Genomic DNA, 24,139 nt, shown 5'->3' with positions numbered 1-24,139 from the left:
GGTCGATATCGCCCAGGCGGCGGAAAAGGCCGGGGCCGACGGCATCCTGCTGATCCCGCACTACCTGATCGACGCGCCCCAGGACGGGCTTTACGCCCATGTCAAAAAGGTCTGCAAGTCCATCGGAATCGGGGTCATGGTCTACAACCGCGACAATTCCATCCTGCAACCCGACACGCTGGCGCGGCTGTGCGACGACTGCCCCAACCTGATTGGGTTCAAGGACGGGTCGGGCGACATCGGGCTGGTCCGGCAGGTCACTGCCAAGATGGGTGACCGGTTGATGTATCTGGGCGGCATGCCCACGGCTGAACTTTTTGCCGAAGCCTACCTTGGCGCGGGCTTCACCACCTATTCTTCGGCCGTGTTCAACTTTGTCCCCGGTCTGGCGATCGAATTCTACGACGCGCTGCGGGCGGGCAATCGGACCCGTTGCGAAGAGATCCTGAACGGGTTCTTCTATCCCTTCATGGAGATCCGTAACCGGTCCAAAGGCTATGCTGTCTCCGCGATCAAGGCCGGCGTGCGCCTGCAGGGGTTCGACGCCGGGCCGGTGCGCTGTCCGCTGACGGACTTGAATGACGAGGAGATGGGCATGATGGCGGACCTGATTGCCCCATACAAAAAATGAAAATCGACGCCGTTCGCACGCACCTTCTGGAACATCGCCTTGAGACCGCATTCGAAAGCGCCTCGATGCGGTTTGATCGTCGGCAACATCTGCTGGTCGAGGTCATCTGCGACGATGGCACCGTGGGCTGGGGCGAATGCCTTGGGCCAGCGCGCGCGAACCGCGCGGTCGTCGAAACCTACGCGAGCTGGCTGGTCGGCATGGACCCGTTGGAAACCGAAAAGATTTGGGCGGTGCTGTACAACGCTTTGCGCGATCAGGGGCAGCGCGGTCTGACGGTCACCGCCCTTTCGGGGATCGACGTGGCGGTGTGGGACATCAAGGGCAAGCACTTTGGCGTACCGGTGTCCACGCTGTTGGGCGGACGGTTCCGCGACAGCGTGAGGGCCTATGCCACCGGGGCTTTCAAGCGCGATGGTGTGGACCGCGTGACCGATAACGCGGATGAGGCCGCGCGCCACGCGGACGCGGGCTTTCACGCCATGAAGATCAAGATCGGCTTCGGCCATGACGAGGATATGGCCGTCATCCGCGCCGTGCGCGAGGCCATAGGCCCCGACATGCGGCTTATGATCGACGGCAATCACGGTTACGACACGGTCGAGGCGATCCGCCTTGGCCGGGCCGCCGTCGAATTTGACATCGACTGGTTCGAAGAGCCCGTGACACCTGAACATCTGGCGGCCTACCGCGAAATCCGCGCCAAACAGCCGATCCCCGTGGCCGGTGGCGAAACTTGGCACAGTAGATGGGGCATGCGCGAACCGGTGGAAACGCGCGCCGTCGACATCCTTCAGCCGGACCTGTGTGGCTGCGGCGGGTTCACGGAAATGAAGCGGATCGCAGACCTCGCCGCACTGCACAACATCCGTGTGGTGCCGCATGTCTGGGGCACCGCGGTGCAGATCGCCGCCTCGCTTCAGTTCATGGCGGTGATGGTGCCTTCGCCCGTACGCGTCAACCCGGTCGAGCCGATCCTGGAATTCGACCGCACCGACAACCCTTTCCGTCAGGCCGTGGTGACACAGTCCATCGAACACGAAGGCGGAGTGGTCACAATCCCCAATGGTCCCGGCCTGGGGATCGAGATCAACCGCGACGCCCTACGCGACTTCGTCTCCAAGGAGGTCTGAGCATGGACCGCAAGCTGACCGGTACACCCCCCGCGATCCGTCTGCCCGACGGGGCGATTGACACGCAGTGCCACATGTATCTGCCCGGTTTTCCCGCACTGCCCGGCGGCCCCGGCAACCCGCCCGATCCTCTGCCGACGCCGGACATGTATTTGCAGATGGCGGATTGGATCGGCATTTCGCGCGTCGTCGTCACGCAGGGCAATGCACAGCAGGGGGATAATTCCTGCCTTCTGGCCTGTCTGGCCCAACTTGCCGACCGGGCACGGGGCGTGGCCGTGATCGACCGCGAAACAACGCAGACCGAATTGGATCGCCTGTCCGCCGCCGGTGTTGTCGGTGCCCGGATCATGGACCTGCCCGGCGGCGCCATCGGGCTAGAGCAACTGGAAGAGGTCGACGCCAAGGCCGCCGCACAGGGCTGGGTTCTGGCCGTCCAGTTCGATGGGTCGGATATTCTGGACCATGAACCAAGACTTGCCGCGCTGAAAAGCAACTGGATCCTTGACCACCACGGCAAGTTTTTCAAAGGCGTCACCCCCGACAGCCCGCAGGCCGACGCCCTGCGCCGCCTGATCGACGGGGGCCGATGCTGGTACAAGCTGGCCGGCTGCTATGAAAGCTCTCTGACTGTCGGGCCAGAGTACGCGGACATTGCCGCGATGACCCGCATGATTGCGGGTCATGCATCAGACCGCTTGATCTGGGGCACCAATTGGCCGCACAATCTGGCCAAGTCCATAGCCGAGTATCCAGATGATGCAGCCCTGACCGATACGGTGCTGGGCTGGTTGGATGAAGATACGATGATCCGCACGGTTCGCGACACACCGGCCGCCTTGTTCGGATTTTAGCCTAGGGTCAGGACCCATTAAGTTTCTTGATGCCGTCCTGTCGGCGTGATTCACGCTCCCAAACATGTGGGGGCATCATGAGCAATCTTTTCTGGCTGACGGACGAACAGATGGAGCCGTTGAAGCCGTTCTTCCCCAAGAGCCATGGCAAGCCGAGGGTCGATGACCGGCGCGTGCTGAGCGGCAAATCTTTATCAACCGCAATGGGTTGCGGTTGTGCGATGCGCCCCGGGAGTATGGCCCGCGCAAGACGCTCTACAACCGGTGAAAGCGCTGGAGCGAGATAGGCGTGTTTGCCAGGGTCTTCGAGGGATTGGCCTCGGGGGCAACGGATCAGAAGACGCTCATGATTGATGCGACGTATCTGAAAGCCCATCGCACGGCGTCGAGCCTGCGGTCGAAAACGGGGGGCGTGGACGCCTGATTGGCAGGACTTAGGGCGGTATGAACACCAAGTTGCATGCCGTCACGGATGCCAGAGGCCGCCCACTCAAGTTTTTCATGACGGCCGGCCAAGTCGGCGATTACACCGGTGCGGCCGCGCTGCTGAGCAGCCTGTCTCGGGCGGACTGGCTGCTCGCCGACCGAGGCTATGATGCGGATTGGTTCCGCGACGCCCTGAAAGACAAGGGGATCAGGCCCTGCATCCCGGGCCGGAAGTCCCGCGGTAAGCCCGTCAAATACGACAAGCGACGCTACAGACGACGCAACCGCATAGAGATCATATTCGGCAGGTTGAAGGACTGGCGGCGAGTAGCGACACGTTACGATAGATGCCCAAAGGTCTTCCTCTCCGCCGTCGCTCTCGCTGCCACCGTCATGTTCTGGCTTTGACCATCAATGAGTCTGGAGTCTAGTCGCCCTGTCGATGGGCCTGTTCGGCATCTCGGAAGTGATCGGCAGTCTGCGCAAAAGCGGCAATGACCGCGTTGTCCACAAAATTTTCATGCGAGAGCTGATACCGACACGTCAGGATCTGGCGAGGTCGCTGAAGCCATTCATGCGTGGGCCGGCATCGGGTCGTTCATCGGCGCGCTGCCGGGCGCGGGGTCCAACCTTGCGTCCTTCATGGCCTACGCCACCGAAAAAAAGGGCCGCGCGGAACCCCGAACGTTTCGGCAAGGGCGCGATTGAGGGCATTGCCGCGCCTGAATCTGCAAACAACGCCGCTGCAGACCGCCTTCGTGCCAACGCTGACACTGGGCATTCCCGGCGATGCCGTTAATGGCCCTGATGCTGGGCGTGCTGATCATACATGGTATCCAGCCTGGCCCGCGTCTTATCAGCGAACAACCGCAGATCTTCTGGGGGCTGATCGCCAGCTTTTGGGTAGGCAACATCATGCTGGTCGTACTGAACCTGCCGTTGATCGGCATCTGGGTAAAGTTCCTGAGCATTCCCGGGCGCTACCTGCGACCTGCGATCGTGATATTCGTGTGCATTGGCGTCTACAGCATCAACAATAGCGCGTTCGACCTGTACACGATGTGCCTGTTCGGTCTGGTTGGCTATCTCATGAGGTACTTTAACTACGAGCCGGTGCTGCTGATCCTCGGTTTCATCCTTGGTCCGCTGATGGAGCAATACCTCAGGCGCGCAATGATCCTGTCGTCGGGTGATCCGGGGGTGTTCATTGAGCGCCCGATCAGTCTGACCTTCCTTGTCGTCTCGAGCTTTTTCCTGCTGCTGATGGTTTACTCCACTTTCCCACGCCGGGCCAAGCGGGCCGCCGAAGCCTTGAAGGGCGAGCAGCACTGACGATGGAGCGCGGAAGGTGATTCAAGGGCGGCTTCTCGCCCTCCACCGCTCCGATGATCTCATAGGCCAATGCGTGGAAGGTTCGCGCCGCCATGGGGACCCCGCACCGCGCCTCGATCCGTTCGGACGGCATTGCCAAGTTATCCGACGTGGATTGAGATAAGCATCAGACTGCGCAATCAGGCCATTAATTCGGCAACATAACCTTCCCGTCGGCTCTGGTATGGCGGTAGGAGAGAGTGGAAAGGCGATAGCGGCGGGGACGAAAGATCGTACTGATTTGATCGTGGGCGACGAGAAATCGTTGCGCTTGGCGCGGTGACTTGAACCGACCCATCATTTTTTCCCGCTTTCGCGTCGGCCGGTGTGACCTTTCGATCCGGTTGTTGAGCCCTTTGCGCGCCCGATGGTCGGCGCCCGGCGTGACGGCCTTGATCGGTTTGGTATAGCTGCACAACTTGTCCGTGATCACGACGCGCGGTACGCCATAGGCAGCAACCAGTCGGCTGAAGAAACGCTTTGCGGCTTTGGCATTGCGGCGAAGCTGAATCAGAATATCGAGCACATCTCCATTGCCAGCTATTGCACGCCACAGCCAATGTTTCACGCCGTTGATCGGGACGACCATTTCATCCACATGCCATTTGTCGTGCGGCCCGGGACGTTCGCGTCGGATACAAATCGCGAACTGAGACCCGAAACGGTTCACCCAGAGACGAACCGCTTCAAGACTGACGATAATGCCACGCTCCGCCAAGAGATGCTCGACATCCGCCGTGCTGACAGCAAACCGATGATATACCGCCACCGGATAGGCGATGATTCCGCGAGGAAAACGGAAGACCTTCAGCCGCGGAAATGAGGTCGGTATGGTCATGGTGCCGCGCTATCCGAGAAGGAAAACGCGATCAACTTGGCAATAACCAGCGGAGAGATGATCAACGCGATCCTTGGCAAACAGGCCGTCCTGGCCATGTCGGGCGGGATTCACGCGAAGTTTCCCGATGACATCAAGACGCTGGCCGTGCTGACCACCTTCCGCCAGCCGTCCTGGCCCGAGGTGAAATCGATCAACGAATTCGGCTATGACCTGGCGATGGACGGCCGCGCCGGGCTGATGCTGCCCAAGGGCACGCCGCAGGACATCGTGCAGCGCCTGTCGGATGCACTGGCCAGGGCCGGGGGCGACGGGACCTTTGCCAAGGTCACCGGAACGGCGAACATTCCTATCATGTATCTGGATGCCACTGCCGCGCGCGATGAGATGACCAAAACGTACAAAAACTACGGCGACATCTTCCGCAACGCCGGGATCGAGCCTCAGTAAACGGGTACGCCCGTTCGCAGATGTCGGAGTGGGCTCTGCCCCCCTCCGGCTGTGCCGGAGTCCCCCGGGATATTTATGCCTCAAAGAAATCGGGATGCGCCCCTATGACCAGGCAATGCAGAGCGGCGATCAACCGAGCCAGGACTGGTCAGGAGCCTGTGCCTTGCATCGGTGTGATACGATCAGAGCGTTCCGCGTCTGGCCAGCGCGGCGGCAAGGGCCTGACCGGTGGTGACCTCGTCCTCGGTAAAGGGCGGGCCGCCGCGCAGGTAGTTGATGGTGCCAAGCGTCCGGCCGTCGGCGACAACCGGCAGGTTCAGCACCGCCAGAAGGCCGAGATCAAGGATCTTCTGGTGATCGTCAAAGGCCCAGGCGATGTCGGCCGGGCCATGGCCGCAGTTGTGCTCTTGCGCGATCAGCACCTTGTCGCCCCAGGGCGTGGACCGCTTGGGCTTGCGCCCACTCACCGGATAGGCGGCGGTGTTGGTCGAATAGAGCCGTTCAACCTCCATCGTGTCGGGATGGAACCGCATTGCCGTGAAGAGGTCATTTTCGATCTTCGCGTCACAGATCGCAAAGGCGTCTTCCAGCGGAACGGAGGGGTCAGAGAGGGCAATCAGGTCATTCATTGTATCGGCGTCCAACGATGTGTTCAGGTCGGTCCGGTGGCGGCAGTACCCGCGCGGCGTGCATCGGCGACGGCGGTGGTGCCGGTGTCGTCGCGCATCGCCAGGCAGATGCCGCCAGCCATCCAGGTTGTTTCCGGCCAGGCCTCGAGGTCGTGCCCGCGTGCCTTCAGATCGGCAACCTGCGTGGGGTCGAGGTCGGCTTCATACAGCACCCGGTTGGGGTGTACGTTGTGCGGCGCGAAGCTGCCGGGGAAAGCATAGGTGGCGACGCGGGGCGCGCGCACGGCCTTTTCGGCGCTTAGTCCGCCATCCAGAAGGTGCAGCAGCACTTGAATCATCGCCTGCACCTGCACATCGCCGCCAGGGGTGCCAAGCGCCATCCAGGGCTTGCCGTCTTTCAACGCCAGAACCGGATTGGGCGTCAGCCGGGGTCGCTTGCCCGGGGCCAGCGCGTTCAGATGGCCGGGGATACTGCGCGACTGCGACCCGCGCGACGACACTGACAGCCCGGTGCCGGGGATCACGACGGTGTCGTAACTGGGATCGCTTGGCGTGGCGGAAAAGATGTTCCCCGCACTGTCGATCACGCTGACATGGGTAGTGTCGGCACAGCCGACACGGAAGGGCGCGTCTCTGTCGTCATCGGGTTTCAGGGCAGGTCCGGGAGCGGGCAGGGGGTCGGAGGTGGGGCCAATGCTGGCCAGCCGGTCGGCAAGAAATGCAGGGTCCAGAAGTGCCTCGGGCGGGATGTTCATATAGTCCGGATCGGTCACATAGGCCTCGCGGTCGGCGAAGACGCGCTTCAGCACCTCAAGAAGGAAGTGCAGATCGAGCCGGCCATCGCGGTAAGCGGCCTCTGGCCCGGCGACTTCGATCATCGCAAGGGTTTCGGCCATCGAGATCCCCTGACACCAGGCGCCGCAGCAATGCACCTGCGCCCCACGGAAGGAAATCGGCAGCGAGGGTTCGCTGCGCACCGCATAGCCCGCCAGATCGACAGCAGTTAGCAATCCGCCATTTGCGGCATGGAATTCCGTGATCTTCTGGGCCACCGGCCCTTCGTAAAAGGCCGCGCGGGCGGCGGCCAGCCCGGCGCGGCGGTCACCGGAGCAGGCGGTTTCGGCGGCAACCATCTGGTCGAGCGTCCAGGCTAGGTCGTGCTGCACGAAGATGTCGCCCGCGCGGGGCGGTTCGCCACCGGGCAGGAAAATCGCGGCGGTTGACGGAAAGCGGCCATATTTGTCGCGGCGCGCGGCGATGAAATCGGCCAACAGGGGATAGACCTCGAACCCGTCTCGGGCGGCAGACCGGGCTTCCTGCGCGATGTCGGCGAAGGTCATCGTGCCATGATCGGACAGTGCCTTGATCCAGCTGGCAGGAGCGGCGGGAATCACCGTGCGCAGGAGTCCCTCGGGCACGTGGTCGCCGTGATCGCGGTGCATCCGGTCGACATCCGCCGCGGCGGGCCAGCCACCGATGCCATCCTGTGTGGTCACGGCGCCGGTCGCGGCATCATACATAATGATCGGGGCAACTCCGGCAACAGACACAAGATCGGGCTGCACCACGCCGAGGGTCAGCCCGGCGGCCACGCCAGCGTCGACTGCATTGCCCCCCGCCCGCAGGATTCGTTCAGCGGCCTGCGTTCCCAAAGGATGCCCGGTGGCGACTGCCCAATTTTTCATCTTTCGGTCCCGCTGCCGTTAATGTTGATATATTTCTAATATTAGATCGTTAACTACGTAGTTGACAAGCCAAAAGCCGAGATACTAGCGTTGTTATATGAACGCGACGCCCAACAAATTGTCACTTGAGCCTTTGCTGGCCCGTTGGAAAGCGGCCGAGGATCGGCCGGTGAAGTATCAGCGCCTGACCGAGGCCTTCACCGCCTGCATCCAGTCCGGGGCCTATGCGCCCGGCGGGCACCTGCCAAAGGAGACCGAAATCTGCGCCGCATTGCCTGTGGGTCTGTCGACCGTACAGAAGGCGCTGGCACAGATGGTCGAAGAAGGGCTGGTGGTGCGGCGGCGTAAACTGGGCAGTTTCATTGCCGAGGCCAGCAACCAGGTGCCCGAAGTCCACATCTATCGCTTTACCGACCCGGTGACCGGCGAAGAGATGATGCCCTTTACCCGCGTGCTGCGCGTCAGCCGAGTGCAGACATCTTCCTTCGGGCCACTTCTGGCCGATTTCGATGCCGACGAGGTGATACGGATCGACCGGCTTGTCTGGGTGACGGGCGAATCCCCGGCCTTCAGCAGCTTTTACACCCGGTGCGAACACACCGAGGACATGCCCCACGACCGCAGGGAAACGCTGCACGGGGCGTCGTATCACCGGATCCTCTGGGAACGCTACGGTATCCGCATCGCGCGCGTGCGCCATGCCGCCTGCGCCGAGCTTTTGTCGCGCACTGCCTGCGATGCGCTCGACCTTGCCGCGCCGCATGTCGGGATGCTGTGGGATGCCTATGAATTTGACCGCGACGACCGGCTTCAGATCGTGCAGCGGTTCGAACTGCCGCGCGGGCACAGGCCCATGCAACTGGTGGAACGCAAGTCGGTCCTGTGACGGACCATAGCCAACAAACGACAACAGTGGAGATACTGATATGAAGAAGACCCTGATTATGACCGCGGCCCTGACGCTTTTGGCCGCGCCCGCCTTTGCCGAGTGGAACCCCGACGGGCCGATCCGCCTGTGGATCGGCTATGGCGCCGGCGGCGGCACCGATGTGCAGGGCCGCACGCTTGCCAAAGAGATCGAAGCCTTGCGCGGCTGGAAAATCCTGCCCGAGAACAAGGCCGGCGAAGACGGCACGGTAATGTCCGCCCAGCTGAAGGGCGAAGCGGCCGATGGCCAGACCCTGGGCTTTGCGATCACCACGACCTATGATTTCGCACCGATGAACAGCGACAACCTGTCGCCCGAGGATTTCACCTATATCACCACGACAGCCGGGTCCCAGATGGCCGTTCTGGCCCGTGCCGAAAGCGGCTGGCAATCGCTTGCGGATCTGAAAGCCGCCGCTGACGCGGGCGAGCAGATTGTCTGGGCCAACTGGGGTACGCAGGTCGAAGCGGGCGCCGAAATCGTGGCGCGTGCGCTGGGTATCAACGTCAACCACCTGCGCACCAAAGGCGGCAAGGGAGCGCTGAACGCGCTGGTGTCGATGGATGCAAATGTGGGCTGGGGCGGCGGTGTGCAGAAGCCGCTGGTTGAAGCGGGCGTTCTGAACATTTTGGCCTCGGCCGAAACCACCCCGGTGGCACTGGCCCCCGAAAAGCCGACGCTGAAGGATGCCGGTGTCGATCTGAACCTTGGCTATCAATACATCATCACCGCCCCCGCGGGCCTGCCCGATGACATCCGGGACGAGATCGCAGGCGTTGTTGCAGAGATCCTGAACAACCCCGAAAGCGAAACCCGTCAGTTCATCGAAAAGCAGTATCCGCCGGCACCAATCATTACGCAGGGCGAGGCACTGCGCGAGCAGATCCTGACAACCTATGACGCCAACGTCGAGATGATGAAGGCCCTCGCGGAATGAGCAGCCGTCCCGCGGAAGATCAGGCCGACATACGGCAAGGCGGAAGCTGGAACCTCTGGCTTGGCCTGGGCACGCTTGCCTTCGTCGCGCTGTGCCTGACGGTCTGGTTCCCGCGGGACATCGGCAGCGGCTTTCTGCAGAAAAACCTTACCGGGCGCACCGTGCCCGGCGATGCCTTCTTTCCGGTTCTCCTTGTGGGGCTGATGGTGCCGTTGGCGGTGCTTCTGGTGCTGTCGCAACTGCGCCCGCGCGCGGGATCGAGCGGCGAACCCGTGGGCCACATCGGGCTGTCGAACCTTGGCTTTCTGGGCCAGATCATCCTGCTGACCGGCGCATCCCTGATGGCGATGAACTGGGCCGGGACGGGCCTTGTCGCGTTGACCAATGCCGTCGGGCTGACCGAGTTCAGCGGCTACCGCGCGGCCTCGGCCACCTTTCCCTTTGATGTGTCGGGATTCTTCGCAGGCGGTGTGCTGCTGACCTGCGGATTTATCCGCATCACCTGTCACCGTCTGAGCCTGCGGCATGTGCTTGTCGCCGTGGCCGTGGTGGCGGTGCTTGTCCTTCTTTTCGACGGCCTGCTGAACGATATCCAGCTGCCCCCGAACGCCGACCTCTGAGGCAACCGCATGGATCTGCTGTTTCAATATATCGGCCTTGGTATATCGTCGGTCTTTCAGGGGCCCGAGGGTGGGCTTTGGCTGTTGCCGGTTGGTATGGTGCTGATTGGCGTGCTGATCGGCATCATCATCGGGGCGGTGCCGGGCATGTCCGGGCCTTTTGCCATGGCGATCGCGCTGCCGATCCTCGTGTCGATCTTCGGCTACGGGAACGAGGCGCTTTATCCGGTGCTCGGCTGTCTGCTGGGCATCATGAAAGGCGCGACCGTGGGCGGCGCGGTGCCCGCGATCCTGTTCCGAACACCCGGCACGCCGGATGCCTTTCTGACAACGCTCGACGGTTACCCGATGGCGCAGAAGGGTCTGGGTCGCAAGGCGATCCAGACCGCGCATTTCTCCTCCGTTCTGGGTGACAACTTTTCCGACCTTGTGCTTTTCATCGCGGCACCCGCCATCGCGCTGGCGGTTGAACGCATCCTTGGCCTGCCCGAGAAATCAGCGCTTATCATCCTGTCGCTGTGCTTCATGGCTGCCGTCGTGGGGCAGGCGCCGCTCAAGGGTCTGTTGGGCGGGTTGCTGGGCATGTTCGTGTCGCTGATCGGGTCGTCCATGTCGGGCAATGGCCCGCGCCTGACCTTTGGCCTGCCCGAACTGGGCAACGGGCTGCCGCTGACCTCGGCGGTTCTGGGGGTGCTGGTGATTTCCGAGGTGCTCGTGTCGATCGAGGACATGCGCAACGACCGCTCGAGTCAGGCCGAGGGCCCGGCCAAGCGCCCCGAGATGGGGCCGCGGCTGACCTGGGGCGAACGGGCGCGGATGCTGCCTGCCATCTTGCGCGGCGCCTCCATCGGCACGGTGATCGGCGCGCTGCCGGGAATCGGAACGACCACCGCTGCCACGCTCAGCTACGACAGCGCGCGGCGCGCCTCGAAACATCCCGAGGAATTCGGCAAGGGCACGCCCGAGGGCGTCGTGGCCACCGAATCCGCGAATTCCGCTGTGTCGGGCGCCAACCTCATCCCGGTGATGAGCCTTGGGATCCCGGGCAATTCGGCGGCCGTCTTTATCATACTTGCGGTGGAAACCATTGGTGACTTTGCCTTTGGCCCGCAGGTGTTCCAGTTTACCCCGATCCGCGAAGTCGAAGGTTTCGACACCATCATGAACGCGGGCCTCGTCACCGCCTTCGGCATGTTCACCATGATGGTCATCGCGAACGTCTGGAACTGGACCCTCGGCGGCATGTTGATGGGTCTTCTGGGGCATCTGGTCAAAATCCCCAAGTCGATCATCCTTCCGGTGATCCTGACCGTGTCGCTGACCGCGGCCTATACGCAGGATGGTGGCTATCTGGGGCTGCTGACCGCCGCGATCTTTTCGCTGATCGGCTATGGCCTGCGGCGGCTGGACGTGTCGATCCTGCCTTTCGTCATCGGCTTTCTGCTGGCCCCGACTCTCGAAGGGCTGGTGCGCGGGGCCTTCACCGCCTCGGGTGGCGATCCCTTCTTCCTGCTGAAATCGCCTATTGCGCTTGGCATGCTGGCGGTGTCTGCCTTCCTTCTGATCCGCATGGTGCGTCAGGCCCGCCGGGCCTGATCCTGCCCCCCAATTCCGAAAGGACCCGCCATGAGTGGCTTTACAACCCGTCCCGAAATCCGCGGCAGCTTTGGCATGGTGACCAGCACGCACTGGATCGCCTCGGCGGTGGGGTTCGGTATCCTTGAACAGGGCGGCAATGCCTTTGATGCGGCTGTTGCGGCCGGGTTGGTGCTGCAGGTGGTTGAACCGCACCTGAACGGGCCAGCGGGGGATTTGCCGGTGATCTTCCACGATGCCGGAGCGGACCAGACGCAGGTGCTCTGCGCGCAGGGTACGGCCCCCGCCGCCGCGACAATTGAGGTGTTCGAGAAACTGGGGCTCGAGCTGATCCCCGGCTCTGGTCTTCTGCCCGGCGTGGTCCCCGGTGCCTTTGACGGCTGGATGCAGCTGTTGCGCGACCATGGCACGATGGATCTTGCGCAGGTCATGGCCCCTGCCATCACCTATGCCCGCGACGGCCACCCGATGCTGGCCGGGGTGTCCAAGGTGATCGAGGGCATCGCCCCTTTCCTGGCCGAGGAATGGCCGACCTCTGCCGCCGTCTGGACCCCGGGCGGGCAGGTTCCCGCCCCCGGCGCATTGTTCAAGAACCCCGATCTGGCCACGACCTATCAGCGCCTCGTTGATGAGGCAAAAGGCGACACCCGCGAGGGCCTCATCGATGCCGCGCGCGAGTTGTGGCGGCGCGGCTTCGTGGTGGACGCGATCGAGGATTATCTGGCCACGGCCGAGGTTGCCGATGTCACCGGATCGCGCAACCGTGCCCTGCTGACACGCGCCGACATCGAAGGGTGGCAGGCGCACTACGAAGCGCCGGTCGAGATCGACTATCACGGATATTCTATCTGCAAGACGGGCCCCTGGGGGCAGGGGCCGGTGCTGTTGCAGGCGCTGCGGATCCTCGAAAACTTCGACCTCGCCGCCATGGACCCGATAGGCGCGGATTTCGTGCATCTTGTGATCGAGGCGATAAAGCTGGCCTATGCCGACCGCGAAGCCTATTACGGCGATCCCGATTTCACCGAGATCCCGCTGGAGACATTGCTGTCGCGCGACTATGCCCGCGACCGCGCGGCGCTGATCGACATGGCGCAGGCCTCGACCGATCAACGCCCGGGCCGTATCCCGGGCTATGAACACTGGGCCGATGCCGCGATTGCCCGAGCAGCGCGCGAGTTCAAGGCCGGCACCGGCGCCAGCGTGGGCGAGCCGACAATGGCACATCTGACCGAACGCAAGGGCGATACGGTGCACCTGGATATCATCGACCGCTGGGGCAACATGGTCAGCGCCACGCCTTCGGGCGGCTGGCTGCAAAGTGCGCCGGTCGTTCCGGGCCTTGGCTTTCCGCTGAACACGCGCGCCCAGATGTTCTGGCTCGAAGATGGCCTGCCGTCCTCGCTGGCCCCGGGGCGCCGCCCACGGACCACGCTGACGCCCTCGCTGGTCAAGAAAGACGGCAAGCCGTGGCTGGTGATGGGCACCCCCGGCGGCGATCAGCAGGATCAGTGGCAACTGATCTGGTTCCTGCGGCTGGTCCATCACGGGCTGGACATTCAGGAAGGCATCGACGCCCCGCTGTTCCATTCCCAGCACTTCCAGGGGTCGTTCTATCCGCGCAAGGCCAATCCGGGCACGATGATGATCGAACCTGCCATCGGAGAGGACGTGATCGCCGATCTGCGCAGCCGCGGCCACACCGTCACCGTGTCGGCGCCTTGGTCCGTGGGGCGGCTGACAGCCGCAATCCGCGACGAAGACGGCCTGCTGCGCGCCGGTGCCACGCCGCGCCTGATGCAAGCCTACGCCGTGGGGCGCTGAGATGGATCAGGGAACGCTGTTGACTCTGATCGCCATTGCAGTCAGCGCTGGTGTTGCGGGCGGAATCCTGGCCGGGCTTCTGGGCGTTGGTGGCGGCATCGTCATCGTGCCTGCGCTTTACTTCGCGCTGTCCTTCACCGACATGGAACCCGGGCTGATCATGCAGGTCTCGGTCGGGACATCGCTGGCGACGATCATCTTCACCTCGCTGTCGTCGGCCAGCGGACACTATCGCAAGGGCGCGGTGGACTTTTCGCTGCTGAAGCTCTGGGCCCCGTCCATCCTTGTTGGTGTTTTGATCGGGTCGGCCGCCGGTGGCCTGATCGACGGGCGCATCATGATGGGGGTTTTCGCGGTGATCGCCGCCGTCGTGGCGCTGAACATGATCTTTGCGCGCCAGTCCGACGGCACCACCCCGCGCAGCTTCTCCAAACCCGTCTGGGCGGGCTTCGGCGTGTTTGCGGGCACGGTATCGTCGATGATGGGCATCGGTGGCGGCACCGTCTGCGTGCCGCTGCTGAATTTTCTGGGCTACGACATCCGCAAGGCCGTTGGCACCTCGGCCGCAATCGGGCTGGTGATCGGCCTTCCGGCTACGGTTGTCTACGTGCTGACCGGGCTGGGCGCCGAAGGGTTGCCGCCCTTCTCGCTGGGCTATGTCAACCTGCTGGCCGCGGCGGTCATCATTCCGCTGACCACTGTTTTCGCCCGTGTCGGCGTGAAGATCGCCCACGCCATTCCGCAACGTGTGCTGCGGCTGTTCTTTGGGCTGTTCCTTGCCGTAACCTCGGTCCGGATGGCGCTGGACCTGCTCCGGTCGCTGACCTGACCGGTCGATCGCCGTCGCGGGCGGTTCTTCAGATGGCCGGGTGCACGGTCAGACCCGGTCTGAGAGCCTTCCAGACCGGCCAAATGCGTGAACATAGAAGAACAGACCGCTATTTCGCAGCCAAGATAAACGGAAAGACCTGCCCCATCATATCCATCTCGACCGGGGCAAACGCCAGGTCCTGTGGCTGTGCAGACAACATGCCCGGGCACAGATCGTCCGCTTCCGCTTCTGCGGTCAGCCCGTCGATGACCTGTACAGTACCCGTATCAAGCCCGGGGTTTTGCCCGGTATACTGTGCCACCGCGTAGATCAGGATGCCGATCCGAACGATCGGACACACGATATCCGTGGTGCGATCCAGCTGCTGGATTGCCCTGTACCACCCGTTCAGACCCGCCATTCCCGGTTCCAGCTGCTCGTAGCTCTCAAGCTGCTGGATCTTTCGCTGGGCATAGTTCGTCAGATACTCGAGCTGGTAGTTGCTGTAGTAGACCGCGTTGACAAGATACCCTTCCCACAGAGCCAAATCCGCAAGCTCGTCACGTCCACGAAGGCTCTCGACCTTGAACAACAAAGCCAGCTTCTGCCAGTTTTCGGGATCGTAGGGCGCCACGACAACCTTGCGCCGCAGATAGTCGAATTCCTGCTCGGGGCTGGGCGAATCCGCGATCGGCGTATGGCGGGTGCCAGTCTGGATCTTGCCATCGACCTCTATCTCGACCTTCGTAACCTCATGCGACTGCCGGGCCAGTATGTCGAGCAGTTCGGGGTTGAACGGATCGTGCTCCAGCGCCGCCAGCGCTCCCACCTTGACCTTTTGTAGGGTCCGTTCCGTCTGGGTGTCGAACGCCCACCGGTAGGCTATGTACTGGTCGTAATATGTTGCCCAACGCAGGCTGTCGAAGCCCTGTTCCACAACGATATCGCGCAGCGCCTCGGCTTCGGCCCGGTCCATCGGATGGTTGTTCAGCCGGGCGGTGAACCGCAGCCCGTCGATCCAACTGTCCTCCCCGGCAGGCGGCATCAGATCAAGCGCCATCTGCGACCAGCCATTATAGGGTTTCCCCTCGACCAGAAACTGGATCCGGCAATATCGCGCGCTGTCGCGGTCGCCCAGATCAACCTTGGGTGCGTAATAGTCGCAGATCGCCTCGACGATCTGAGCATCACCGCCCCAGCCCCTGTTCGCAAAGCCGAACGCGCGGGTCAGCGTGCCCCAGTTCGGCGTCGTCTCCATGACCGCGTGAAACACCTCCATCGCATAGGTCTTGTCATACGCAAGCGCGCCGAGCGTTATGACGGCATCCGATGCCGGCAGAAATTTCGGGTTGGCCTTATAGGCGGCCTGCGCAAGGTCCGCCGCCTGTGCCCGCAAGCCCCCGAATTTTTCGACCGCTTCGGGGTGGGTGTGGCGGAGCGCCCTTTCCCCGCGCACGATCCAGGCGGCGTTCGAAAGAACCAGCGACCGGGCCACCTTGGCCTGCGCCGAGTCAGGCCTGGCCGCAAGCCAATCCTGGGTAAAGGCGATTACATCGGGATGGGTCACCGCAAAGATCGTGTAGAGTTGACGGTTCTTTTCGGCGTCCAGGTCGCCCTCTTCCACCGCAAGCTGGGCGGCCACCAGCGCCGCGTCCACGCGGGAGATGTCGCCCGCGTACACCAAGGATCTCAGGGCGTCTGGATCAGACGAAATAGGCGCTTCTGCCGTCGCAAGCGATGGGCACAAAGCCATCCATAGTGTGGCGAAAATGGCCAGATGTCGCATGAATGCCCTCTATAAAAACAGAAGGCCAGTATCGCGCCCGATCCCGGCGAAACTATGACATGCGGAATTTTGCAGACCAGATCAGACTGGCGCAGAGCCAACGCTGGCGCCGCCGCAGACATACAGAACCTGCCCGTTGATATAGGCGGCACCATCCGACAGCAGGAACGCGATCGGCGCGGCAATTTCTTCCGGGGTGCCGAACCGCCCGCTTGGCACGGTTTTCAACAGCGCGTTATACGCCTCAGATCCTGGCGGATGGTTCCGATCGAACAGTGCGGTGCGCACCGGGCCGGGTGCGATGGTGTTGACCGTGATCCCGAACGCGGCCAGTTCCAGCGCCCAGCCCCGCGACAGACTTAGCAACCCCGCCTTTGCCGCCGCGTAGGGCGTGCGATCTGCCCGGCCCAGCACGACCCGGCTGGACAGGTTGACGATCCGGCCGCGCCCCTTGGCTTTCATTCCCGGCACCACCGCCTGGGTGCATTGCACCGCGGCCCGCAGATTGACCTGATAGTGCAGATCCATATCGGCGACGGTGGTATCTTCAAGGCTGCGCGCCTGCGACACACCCGCGTTGTTCACCAGATGATCGACCTCATGTTCCGCAACGATTCGCGCCAGCACCTCTGCCGTCGCATCTGCGTCGGCGAAATCCACCTCGTAAAACGGGCCGGGCGTGTTTTCGGGGCGCTTCCGGCCCGTGCCGATAACACAATGACCTGCCTCTGCCAGCATATGGGCGGTGGCCGCGCCGATTCCTCGGGTCGTGCCAGTGACAACGGTAACCGGGCGTTGCATCAAGATCTTCCTCCGCGCTCAGGACTGCATTGCAGAATATACGTACTGCAGTGCAGTACTGTGTACTATTTTTTTGACTTACTGCTGACGCTATGCCAGCGTTTCGCAACGATCAAGCAGAGAGCAAGCGGCCCGGAGGGCTTTGATGGACGTAACCGACCCCGCCCCCAAGGGCACCCAAGTACAAGACGCGCAGGAAGAGAAAGACCGTCACTTCGTGACGAGCCTTGCGCGCGGTCTGTCGGTCCTTGCGGCCTTCAGCCCTGACAGGGTGACCATGTCGGCGGGCGATCTGACGCGGAGCACCGGGTTGCCGAAATCAACGATCACCCGGCTGACGCATACGTTGATGAAACTTGGATACCTGTCGTTCCGCGAGGACATCGGCCACTACCAATTGCACCCGCGGATCCTGACGCTCGGTTATCCGGTGCTGGCGAATGTCGATCGCCGGCACGTGGCGTCGCCCCTGATGCACGACCTCGCAAACCTGTCCGGCGGGACGGTTTCACTTGGGCTGCGGGACGGGCTGTCGATGGTTTTGATCGAACGGTCGCGCAACCGGACCGTCAGCGCCTTGCCGCTGGATATCGGCTCGCGCCTGCCGATGGCGACCACGGCAATGGGCCGGGCCTATTTCGCCGCCGCGCGACTGGATGAGCGCCGGGAAATCCTTGACCTTTATGCGCGCCAGCATCCCGACCAGATCGATGAGGTGCGCGACGTCTTCAACCAGGCCATGGTCGAATACCGCGAGCGAGGCTATTGCCGCGCGATTGGCAGCTGGGAGCATGACGTCAACGCGGTCGGCGCCCCGGTGCGCCTGTCGTCGGAAACACTGGCCGCCTTCAACTGTGGCGGCCCGTCGCACCGGCTGCCCGCCGACACCCTGGACGATCTGGGCGAGCGGCTGGTGCAATTGGCCAACGATTTTCAAGCCAGCGAATGGGTCGGTCAGCTGCCCCCGCGACGGGAGCGCGAGGCCTTCTGACCCCGGCCTGACATACGCAAAAGCCATCATTCTAAATGGGAGGAGAAGACATGGCGAATACACTGAACCGACGCGCGTTCGTGCGCAGGGGACTTGGCTCTGTGGCGGGTCTTGCAGCGGGTACATCGCTTGCCGGGACACTGGCACGGGCTGCCGATGCGCCGGACTATCTAACCCTGGTTGGCGGCGGACAAGGCGGGGCCTGGTACTTGGGCGCGGCCACCATGGCCGAAATCGCCAAGGGCCTCTGGCCTGATATTTCCACCACCGTCACCCCCGGCGGCAGCCTTGCCAACCTGCAGGGCGTCGGACGTGGCAAGATCGACATCGCCTATTCCTTTGCCATGGATGTCACCGCCGCGCAAAAAGGCACGCTGGCCTTCGAGGGCCGGGCCATCCCCGGCTTGCGCGCCATCATGTCCACCAATGCCGCCTACTTCAGCATCGTGGCCAAGCCCGACATCAAAAGCTACGCCGATCTTGCAGGCAAATCCGTGGCGCCCGGGCGCGCGGGCATGACAGGGCTTGCGGCCTTCCGCAACATCGTCAACGAAGTAGGCATCGCGGACCAGATCGAAGAGGTGAACACCGACTACCCCGAGATGTCGAGCCTGTTCAAAGACGGCGTGGTCTCGGCGGCGAATGTCATCGGGTCGATCCCGCATTCGACAATCAACGAAATCCTCTCGACCGCAGATGGTCATCTGCTGGGAATGGACGACGATCTGGTCGAGCGCCTGAGCGAGAAGTTCAATTACGAGCGTATGGTCGTCCCCGCGGGCACCTTCATCGGGCAGGACAAGGAGGTCGTCACCGCCGGGTCGGTGACACAGGTGGTCACCCACGAGGATGTCGCGGATGAAACCATCTATGCGCTGACCAAGGCCACATGGGAAAGCCGCGACCGGCTGATTCAGGCGCACCCGTCCTACAAGGAACTGACCGACGAGATGGCGCTGAACGGTATTCGCATCCCCCTGCATCCGGGGGCCGAGCAATACTGGCGCGAAATCGGGCTTCTCAAGTCCTGACCGATGCGCGCGCGGCACCCGCCGCGCGCGTCGTTCCGACTCTGCAATTGGTGGTAGCCCAGTATCGGGCCGCCGCAATCGAGGATCGTCATGTCATCTTCCAGACAACCGGGTGCGGCAGAGCTCAGCACTCCAGGCAGTGAACGGGGCTGCAACGAATGGATCTGCGCGCGTGATCTGCTGCGCAGACCCGGTTCCGGAGGCTGGGGCCGCTGGGTCGCGCTTGTCGGCATCCTGATCGCCGTCGGCGCGAGCCTTTACCACATCTACATTCCCTTTGTCGGGGCTTACGAAACCTTTGTACTGCGCCCGCTGCACCTGATGCTGATTGGCTTAATCGGGTTGATCTTCTTCGACCTCCGGGGGCGGCGCAGGGATTTCCTTTTGCCCGACTGGACCTGGACGATCGACGCGGTGATCGCGCTTGCGCTGATTGCCGCCTCGCTCAACGCCATTCTGGACCCGACAGATTTCGAGGAACGTTTTGCGTTCTATTCCTTCACGCAGATGGATGTCTGGCTGGGCGTGTCGCTTGTCTTCATCGTGGTTGAACTGTCGCGGCGCTGCATCGGCCTGCCCATCGCGATCCTGCTGCTGGTTGTGCTGGCCTATGGGCTATGGGGCGGCAACAGCTTTTCCATCTTCCGACATCGCCCGGTGGACCCGACCGACCTGTTCCTCAGCCTCTACATGACGACAAAGGGCATCTTTGGCTCGCCCATCGGGGTGATCGCCACCTATGTTTTCCTGTTCATCATCTTCGGCGCCTTCATCGAACGCTCGCAGACGGGCATGTTGATCCAACGCTGCGGTCTCGCGCTGACCGGTCGATCGCCGGGCGGGCCCGCGAAGGTGGCCGTGGTCACCAGCGCGTCTTTCGGCAGCATCTCGGGCAGCGCGCTAGCAAACGTCATGGCGACCGGCGCCGTGACCATCCCGCTGATGAAGCGGATCGGGATCAAGCCGCACAATGCCGCCGGGATCGAGGCAGCGGCGTCTTCCGGCGGGCAGCTGACACCGCCGATCATGGGGGCGGTCGCCTTCGTGATGGCCGATATCACCGGCATTCCCTACACCGATATCATCATAGCAGCCGCCCTGCCTGCGCTGCTGTTCTATGTGTCCCTTTTCGTCGCCATCGACCTGACCGCCCGGCGCGACAACATGGCCGGCGTCCCGGACGAGATGATGCCCAAGAAGGGCGAAATCCTGCGTCTGTCACACATGATCCTGCCACTGGCGGCGCTGGTGGGTGCCCTGGTGGTGGGTTATTCACCGATGATGGCCGCGCTGATCGGGCTGGGGGTGGCCATCCTCGCCGCGATGCTGCGCCGCGAGACGCGGCTAAGCCTGACCGATATCGTACACTGCCTGCATACCGGCGCGCGAACGACCATCATCGCTTCCGTGGCCTGTGCCGCCGCTGGGATCGTCGTTGGCGTGATCAACGAAACCGGTCTGGGCCTGCGCCTGTCGAGCCAGCTGCTGACGATCACCGGCGGGCATATGTTCATCGCCCTGCTTCTGGTCATGGTGACCTGCGTGATCCTTGGCATGGGGATGCCGACCGTAGCGGCCTACATTGTTACCGTCGCTATCGGCGGGCCGATCCTTGTTGAACTTGGCGTTCCGATCATCGCCGCACATATGTTCGTGCTGTATTTCGCGGTGCTTTCGCTCATTACGCCACCGGTGATGATCGCCAGTTTCGGCGCCGCGGCCCTGGCCGAGGCAAAGGTCGCGGCCACCGGCAATGCGGCGGTGAAATATGCGGGCATGGCCTTCGTCATGCCTTTCATCTTTGTCTACAACCCCGAGCTTCTGATCATCGGCAGCGAATTTGGTCTGGTGGCATTGGCGTATACAGTCGCCACTGCAATCGCCGGCGCGGTCGCCTTCGGGGTCGCGGTCAGCGGTCATCCCGCCAAAACCGTGCCCGAGCGGATCCTCTACCTTGGCATCGCCTATTGCCTCGTCGAGCCCTCCAATCTTCTCAACCTCGCGGGTCTGCTGCTGGCCGCGCTGCACATCGGCATCCGCTCGGTTCTCGCCGGGCGATCCGGCACCTTTCAGATGAAAAAGAAGGAGTACGAACAATGACCGCAATGACCCAGACCAGGCCGCAAGAGCAGGTCTACCAGCATATAGACGTCCGGCCGCTGGCCGGGTCGCTGGGGGCAGAACTTCTGGGGGTCGACCTGGCAAATCTCTCGGAAGAGGCATTTGCCGAGATCCATCGCGCCTTTCTTGAACATTCGGTGGTGTTTTTTCGCGATCAATCGCTGACTCCGGACCAACACAAGGATTTCGGGCGGCGCTTTGGTGGGCTGAACATCCACCCCACCTACGAGCCTCTTCCCGGTCACGACGAAATCCTCGCGGTGGTCAAGGACAAGGATGCCAAGCACAATATCGGTGATACCTGGCATACGGATGTCACCTTTCTGCCCGAGCCGCCGATGGGGTCGATCCTTTATGCGCGCGAAATCCCGCCTTATGGCGGCGACACGCTGTTTGCGAACCTGTCCATGGCTTATGACGCCCTATCGGACGGGATGAAGGCGATGCTGGACGGGCTCAACGCGATCCACAGCAATGCCTATCTTTTGGGTGGCAAGGATGGCGACGAAGACCGCAACAAGACCCGCAGCACCAAGCTGCGCGAGGACAAGCGGCAGGTGCTGTCCGCCGTGCATCCCGTGGTGCGCACCCACCCCGAAACCGGGCGCAAGTGCCTGTTTATCAATCAGGCCTTCACCACGCGGTTCGAGAACATGACCCGCGAGGAAAGCCAGCCCTTGATCGATTTCCTCGTGCGCCACGCGTCGCGGCCCGAATTCACCTGCCGGTTCCGCTGGGCCGAAGGTTCTGTCGCGTTCTGGGATAACCGCTGTACCTATCACTATGCGCTCAACGACTATCACGGGTTCCGCCGCGAAATGCATCGGGTCACTGTGAATGGCGACCGCCCGATCTGAACCTTTCCCTGCTGCGGCCGGACGCAAACGGCCGTGGCGGGCCCGCTATACCGAAGGCCACGTATTGATCGGGTCTCCTTGTTGGCATATATTGCCAACAAGGAGACCCGAGCCATGGTAACACGCAACGTCGTTCTGACCGAGACACAGGACCAGCTGGTTCAGGCCTTGGTTGCCTCCGGACGGTATCAGAATGTAAGCGAAGCGATGCGCGCCGGGCTCAGGCTGCTTGAGCTGGAGGAAGCCCAGCTTGCGGGGATACGGCGCGGCCTGGTCGAAGGTTTGACGCAGGCCGAAGCGGGCGATTTGGCAGATGGCACCGGCGAAGACGCGATCCGGCGGGCCTTTCGGAGGGCCCGCGCGGCTTCATGAGGCGATCCTTTCGGCTGACACGTCGCGCAGAGGCCAGCCTGATCGAGATTGCGAAGTGGACCTTTGACACCTTCGGGCCGAAACAGGCCGACGCCTACGAGGAAGAACTGCTGGGTTGCTGTCAGGCCATCGTGACCGGCCAGGCATACAGCCGGAGCTGCGCCGCTTTGGTCCCCGATGCCGAAGACCTGCGGTATGCAAGGGCAGGGGGCCACTATCTGGTGTTTCTGGATCGGCCCGACACTGTGATTATCGTCGACATCCTGCATGGCCGCAGCGACCTGCCACGCCATATCGCCGCATTGACGGCTCGCAGGGATGAGCCTTCATAAATGCGCGCGTTTGGCCGACAAGGGATCAGCGCCCGTGGCTGCGGTTGTAGCCGTTTATTGCCGGAGGCACCCAGCCTTCGGGGCGTGCCTCGGCTTCGTACACTTCGACCAGCAGCGGAAAGCAGGCGGCTGCGTCCGAGGAATGCTCGGCCGAGCAATTCCCGCCGGGGCAGGTTGACAGGACACCCAGCAGATCGATTTCCGCAAAGAATTCCAGATAGTCGCCCGGGCGAACCGGGCTGGCTTTCATGAAATACTGGCCGGTGTCACGGCTGAAACCGGTGCACATGAAAACGTTCAGCACGTCGTGAACATGCGGTTCCGCCTCAACCAGCGAAAGCCCGGTCGCGTCGCTAAGCGCGCGTGTCAGGTTCGAGTGGCAACAGTTATGATATTGGTCGCCATGCGACAGCAGGGCGTGGGTATAGGGATCGCAGCGCGTCCCGATCACGTCGTGGACCGCTCCGCCAAAGGCGTCGAACCCATACCAGTCCAGCGTATCATGGGTAATCGTGGCCATCGGCCGCAGGCTGGGAAAGCTGGAATACAGCTGATCGCCCAGCCCGACATGGGTGCCATTCAAGGCACGGGTTTTCCCGGTGTAAAGCCGTTCGGTCAGATCATGCGCGTTGAACAGGTTCAAATCGCCAACCTGCGATCCTTCGGTCGATACGATCCGAAAGAAATGCCCGGCCGGAACCGTCCAGCTGCGCGCGTCGCGCGGCGGAACGGTGACGGCCTCGACCAGCTTCAACCCATCGCGCAACACCCGGTACGATGCCAGATCGGGCCGGGGCTGGGTGTCAGTCGGATAGCAGACAACCGGGGCGATGGCCTTGCGATCGGCGGCGTCGGCGGGGGGCGGGGTGATGGGAACTGGTTTCATCTGATACGCACAGCTTCTGACGCGGCTCGGGTTCGGGTCAAGGGAGAATGATGCGGGCATCGCACGACCAACGCCAGATGGCCAGAGCGTGCCTTCGGGCAAATCCTTCTAAGGTGGTTCGGCTTTGGGGCGACGCATTCGTCTGGTATTCAGGAAAGCCCCGGGTGTAGAGAGACCCTGCGTCGTACGGTACCGGATTGCCTTTCAGGACGCAGCTTAAGATCACGCA

The 24,139-nt window shown here is 62.6% G+C and carries 24 protein-coding genes and 1 pseudogene; 19 read left to right on the top strand and 6 right to left on the bottom strand.

What is annotated here, in order from left to right:
- The 6 genes and pseudogenes from FGK64_RS21760 to FGK64_RS22790 form a co-directional block, all read left to right on the top strand.
- Nucleotides 1-631, top strand: a 631-nt coding sequence (locus tag FGK64_RS21760; RefSeq protein ID WP_138865965.1) for a 5-dehydro-4-deoxyglucarate dehydratase, incomplete at its 5' end; no start/stop codon positions are given.
- 65 nt (nucleotides 632-696) lie between these two features.
- Nucleotides 697-1,764, top strand: a complete 1,068-nt coding sequence (locus FGK64_RS21755; RefSeq protein ID WP_281280434.1) for a mandelate racemase/muconate lactonizing enzyme family protein — start codon at nucleotides 697-699, stop codon at nucleotides 1,762-1,764.
- Nucleotides 1,765-1,766: 2 nt separating this feature from the next.
- A complete protein-coding gene (locus FGK64_RS21750; protein WP_138865963.1) occupies nucleotides 1,767-2,618 on the top strand; it encodes an amidohydrolase family protein in 852 nt (283 codons plus the stop codon).
- 77 nt (nucleotides 2,619-2,695) lie between these two features.
- Nucleotides 2,696-3,452: pseudogene (locus tag FGK64_RS21745) on the top strand (IS5 family transposase).
- Nucleotides 3,453-3,480: 28 nt separating this feature from the next.
- Nucleotides 3,481-3,843: a tripartite tricarboxylate transporter permease gene (locus FGK64_RS22855; RefSeq protein ID WP_425456653.1), complete on the top strand. Its 363-nt coding sequence runs from the start codon at nucleotides 3,481-3,483 to the stop codon at nucleotides 3,841-3,843.
- Nucleotides 3,834-4,376, top strand: a complete 543-nt coding sequence (locus FGK64_RS22790) for a tripartite tricarboxylate transporter permease (RefSeq protein ID WP_281280433.1) — start codon at nucleotides 3,834-3,836, stop codon at nucleotides 4,374-4,376. Before FGK64_RS22855 ends, FGK64_RS22790 begins: the two co-directional genes overlap by 10 nt.
- Nucleotides 4,377-4,563: 187 nt before the next feature.
- On the opposite strand, the gene FGK64_RS21735 is transcribed toward FGK64_RS22790, so the two are convergent.
- Nucleotides 4,564-5,253, bottom strand: coding sequence for an IS6 family transposase (locus FGK64_RS21735; RefSeq protein ID WP_138865962.1), 690 nt, complete (start codon nucleotides 5,251-5,253; stop codon nucleotides 4,564-4,566).
- A gap of 36 nt (nucleotides 5,254-5,289) precedes the next feature.
- Between FGK64_RS21735 and FGK64_RS21730 the strand changes: the two genes are divergently transcribed.
- A complete protein-coding gene (locus FGK64_RS21730) occupies nucleotides 5,290-5,703 on the top strand; it encodes a tripartite tricarboxylate transporter substrate-binding protein (RefSeq protein WP_171054192.1) in 414 nt (137 codons plus the stop codon).
- A 182-nt stretch (nucleotides 5,704-5,885) separates the two neighbouring features.
- Here the strand turns inward: FGK64_RS21730 and FGK64_RS21725 are convergent, their stop codons facing one another.
- Entirely contained in the window at nucleotides 5,886-6,332 is a 447-nt protein-coding gene (locus FGK64_RS21725; protein ID WP_138865960.1) for a GAF domain-containing protein, read from the bottom strand.
- 23 nt (nucleotides 6,333-6,355) lie between these two features.
- Nucleotides 6,356-8,017: a gamma-glutamyltransferase family protein gene (locus tag FGK64_RS21720; RefSeq protein ID WP_138865959.1), complete on the bottom strand. Its 1,662-nt coding sequence runs from the start codon at nucleotides 8,015-8,017 to the stop codon at nucleotides 6,356-6,358.
- Nucleotides 8,018-8,186: 169 nt separating this feature from the next.
- Between FGK64_RS21720 and FGK64_RS21715 the strand changes: the two genes are divergently transcribed.
- Genes FGK64_RS21715 through FGK64_RS21690 form a run of 6 tightly spaced genes read left to right on the top strand, consistent with a single transcriptional unit; the run spans nucleotide 8,187 to nucleotide 14,751 of the window.
- Nucleotides 8,187-8,903 (top strand): GntR family transcriptional regulator, encoded by a 717-nt coding sequence (locus FGK64_RS21715; RefSeq protein ID WP_246057899.1) that lies wholly within the window; start codon nucleotides 8,187-8,189, stop codon nucleotides 8,901-8,903.
- A 40-nt stretch (nucleotides 8,904-8,943) separates the two neighbouring features.
- Nucleotides 8,944-9,882: a tripartite tricarboxylate transporter substrate-binding protein gene (locus FGK64_RS21710; protein ID WP_138865957.1), complete on the top strand. Its 939-nt coding sequence runs from the start codon at nucleotides 8,944-8,946 to the stop codon at nucleotides 9,880-9,882.
- The gene (locus tag FGK64_RS21705; protein ID WP_138865956.1) at nucleotides 9,879-10,502 is read left to right on the top strand and encodes a hypothetical protein; all 624 of its coding nucleotides are present in this window, start codon (nucleotides 9,879-9,881) and stop codon (nucleotides 10,500-10,502) included. Before FGK64_RS21710 ends, FGK64_RS21705 begins: the two co-directional genes overlap by 4 nt.
- 9 nt (nucleotides 10,503-10,511) lie before the next feature.
- On the top strand, nucleotides 10,512-12,098 hold the full coding sequence (locus FGK64_RS21700; RefSeq protein WP_138865955.1) for a tripartite tricarboxylate transporter permease: 1,587 nt from the start codon (nucleotides 10,512-10,514) through the stop codon (nucleotides 12,096-12,098).
- Between the two features lie 30 nt (nucleotides 12,099-12,128).
- Nucleotides 12,129-13,922, top strand: a complete 1,794-nt coding sequence (locus FGK64_RS21695; protein WP_138865954.1) for a gamma-glutamyltransferase family protein — start codon at nucleotides 12,129-12,131, stop codon at nucleotides 13,920-13,922.
- A 1-nt stretch (nucleotide 13,923) separates the two neighbouring features.
- Complete coding sequence (locus FGK64_RS21690; RefSeq protein WP_138865953.1) at nucleotides 13,924-14,751, top strand: sulfite exporter TauE/SafE family protein; 828 nt, start codon at nucleotides 13,924-13,926, stop codon at nucleotides 14,749-14,751.
- A gap of 109 nt (nucleotides 14,752-14,860) precedes the next feature.
- Here FGK64_RS21690 and FGK64_RS21685 read toward each other — a convergent pair whose 3' ends face one another.
- Both FGK64_RS21685 and FGK64_RS21680 read right to left on the bottom strand, forming a co-directional pair.
- Nucleotides 14,861-16,519, bottom strand: a complete 1,659-nt coding sequence (locus FGK64_RS21685) for a hypothetical protein (protein WP_138865952.1) — start codon at nucleotides 16,517-16,519, stop codon at nucleotides 14,861-14,863.
- A gap of 81 nt (nucleotides 16,520-16,600) precedes the next feature.
- A complete protein-coding gene (locus FGK64_RS21680; RefSeq protein ID WP_138865951.1) occupies nucleotides 16,601-17,320 on the bottom strand; it encodes an SDR family oxidoreductase in 720 nt (239 codons plus the stop codon).
- A 145-nt stretch (nucleotides 17,321-17,465) separates the two neighbouring features.
- On the opposite strand from FGK64_RS21680, the gene FGK64_RS21675 reads away from it, so the two are divergent.
- The 6 genes from FGK64_RS21675 (at nucleotide 17,466) to FGK64_RS21650 (ending at nucleotide 23,024) form a co-directional block, all read left to right on the top strand.
- Complete coding sequence (locus tag FGK64_RS21675; RefSeq protein ID WP_138865950.1) at nucleotides 17,466-18,311, top strand: IclR family transcriptional regulator; 846 nt, start codon at nucleotides 17,466-17,468, stop codon at nucleotides 18,309-18,311.
- Between the two features lie 50 nt (nucleotides 18,312-18,361).
- Entirely contained in the window at nucleotides 18,362-19,342 is a 981-nt protein-coding gene (locus FGK64_RS21670) for a TAXI family TRAP transporter solute-binding subunit (protein ID WP_171054191.1), read from the top strand.
- Nucleotides 19,343-19,432: 90 nt separating this feature from the next.
- On the top strand, nucleotides 19,433-21,442 hold the full coding sequence (locus FGK64_RS21665) for a TRAP transporter permease (RefSeq protein ID WP_138865948.1): 2,010 nt from the start codon (nucleotides 19,433-19,435) through the stop codon (nucleotides 21,440-21,442).
- Nucleotides 21,439-22,320: a TauD/TfdA dioxygenase family protein gene (locus tag FGK64_RS21660; RefSeq protein WP_210236615.1), complete on the top strand. Its 882-nt coding sequence runs from the start codon at nucleotides 21,439-21,441 to the stop codon at nucleotides 22,318-22,320. The genes FGK64_RS21665 and FGK64_RS21660 overlap by 4 nt, the downstream gene beginning before the upstream one ends.
- A 114-nt stretch (nucleotides 22,321-22,434) precedes the next feature.
- Complete coding sequence (locus FGK64_RS21655; protein WP_138865947.1) at nucleotides 22,435-22,692, top strand: type II toxin-antitoxin system ParD family antitoxin; 258 nt, start codon at nucleotides 22,435-22,437, stop codon at nucleotides 22,690-22,692.
- Nucleotides 22,689-23,024 (top strand): type II toxin-antitoxin system RelE/ParE family toxin, encoded by a 336-nt coding sequence (locus tag FGK64_RS21650; RefSeq protein ID WP_138865946.1) that lies wholly within the window; start codon nucleotides 22,689-22,691, stop codon nucleotides 23,022-23,024. The genes FGK64_RS21655 and FGK64_RS21650 overlap by 4 nt, the downstream gene beginning before the upstream one ends.
- A 25-nt stretch (nucleotides 23,025-23,049) precedes the next feature.
- Here FGK64_RS21650 and FGK64_RS21645 read toward each other — a convergent pair whose 3' ends face one another.
- A complete protein-coding gene (locus FGK64_RS21645) occupies nucleotides 23,050-23,910 on the bottom strand; it encodes an urea carboxylase-associated family protein (RefSeq protein WP_138865945.1) in 861 nt (286 codons plus the stop codon).
- Nucleotides 23,911-24,139: the final 229 nt, after the last annotated feature.

The sequence above is a fragment of the Arenibacterium halophilum genome (assembly GCF_005938225.1).
In the GTDB taxonomy this organism is placed as follows: domain Bacteria; phylum Pseudomonadota; class Alphaproteobacteria; order Rhodobacterales; family Rhodobacteraceae; genus Arenibacterium; species Arenibacterium halophilum.
The sequence above is the reverse complement of the archived record's forward strand: the minus strand, read 5'-3'. Positions and strand labels throughout refer to the sequence as shown.

What these genes read in the sequence shown, in the direction of transcription:
- FGK64_RS21755 (WP_281280434.1), top strand. Translation starts at nt 697, where the DNA reads ATGCGGTTTGATCGTCGGCAACATCTGCTGGTCGAGGTCATCTGCGAC.
- FGK64_RS21750 (WP_138865963.1), top strand. Translation starts at nt 1,767, where the DNA reads ATGGACCGCAAGCTGACCGGTACACCCCCCGCGATCCGTCTGCCCGAC.
- FGK64_RS22790 (WP_281280433.1), top strand. Translation starts at nt 3,834, where the DNA reads ATGCCGTTAATGGCCCTGATGCTGGGCGTGCTGATCATACATGGTATC.
- FGK64_RS21735 (WP_138865962.1), bottom strand. Translation starts at nt 5,253, where the DNA reads ATGACCATACCGACCTCATTTCCGCGGCTGAAGGTCTTCCGTTTTCCT.
- FGK64_RS21725 (WP_138865960.1), bottom strand. Translation starts at nt 6,332, where the DNA reads ATGAATGACCTGATTGCCCTCTCTGACCCCTCCGTTCCGCTGGAAGAC.
- FGK64_RS21720 (WP_138865959.1), bottom strand. Translation starts at nt 8,017, where the DNA reads ATGAAAAATTGGGCAGTCGCCACCGGGCATCCTTTGGGAACGCAGGCC.
- FGK64_RS21710 (WP_138865957.1), top strand. Translation starts at nt 8,944, where the DNA reads ATGAAGAAGACCCTGATTATGACCGCGGCCCTGACGCTTTTGGCCGCG.
- FGK64_RS21705 (WP_138865956.1), top strand. Translation starts at nt 9,879, where the DNA reads ATGAGCAGCCGTCCCGCGGAAGATCAGGCCGACATACGGCAAGGCGGA.
- FGK64_RS21700 (WP_138865955.1), top strand. Translation starts at nt 10,512, where the DNA reads ATGGATCTGCTGTTTCAATATATCGGCCTTGGTATATCGTCGGTCTTT.
- FGK64_RS21695 (WP_138865954.1), top strand. Translation starts at nt 12,129, where the DNA reads ATGAGTGGCTTTACAACCCGTCCCGAAATCCGCGGCAGCTTTGGCATG.
- FGK64_RS21690 (WP_138865953.1), top strand. Translation starts at nt 13,924, where the DNA reads ATGGATCAGGGAACGCTGTTGACTCTGATCGCCATTGCAGTCAGCGCT.
- FGK64_RS21685 (WP_138865952.1), bottom strand. Translation starts at nt 16,519, where the DNA reads ATGCGACATCTGGCCATTTTCGCCACACTATGGATGGCTTTGTGCCCA.
- FGK64_RS21680 (WP_138865951.1), bottom strand. Translation starts at nt 17,320, where the DNA reads ATGCAACGCCCGGTTACCGTTGTCACTGGCACGACCCGAGGAATCGGC.
- FGK64_RS21675 (WP_138865950.1), top strand. Translation starts at nt 17,466, where the DNA reads ATGGACGTAACCGACCCCGCCCCCAAGGGCACCCAAGTACAAGACGCG.
- FGK64_RS21670 (WP_171054191.1), top strand. Translation starts at nt 18,362, where the DNA reads ATGGCGAATACACTGAACCGACGCGCGTTCGTGCGCAGGGGACTTGGC.
- FGK64_RS21665 (WP_138865948.1), top strand. Translation starts at nt 19,433, where the DNA reads ATGTCATCTTCCAGACAACCGGGTGCGGCAGAGCTCAGCACTCCAGGC.
- FGK64_RS21660 (WP_210236615.1), top strand. Translation starts at nt 21,439, where the DNA reads ATGACCGCAATGACCCAGACCAGGCCGCAAGAGCAGGTCTACCAGCAT.
- FGK64_RS21655 (WP_138865947.1), top strand. Translation starts at nt 22,435, where the DNA reads ATGGTAACACGCAACGTCGTTCTGACCGAGACACAGGACCAGCTGGTT.
- FGK64_RS21650 (WP_138865946.1), top strand. Translation starts at nt 22,689, where the DNA reads ATGAGGCGATCCTTTCGGCTGACACGTCGCGCAGAGGCCAGCCTGATC.
- FGK64_RS21645 (WP_138865945.1), bottom strand. Translation starts at nt 23,910, where the DNA reads ATGAAACCAGTTCCCATCACCCCGCCCCCCGCCGACGCCGCCGATCGC.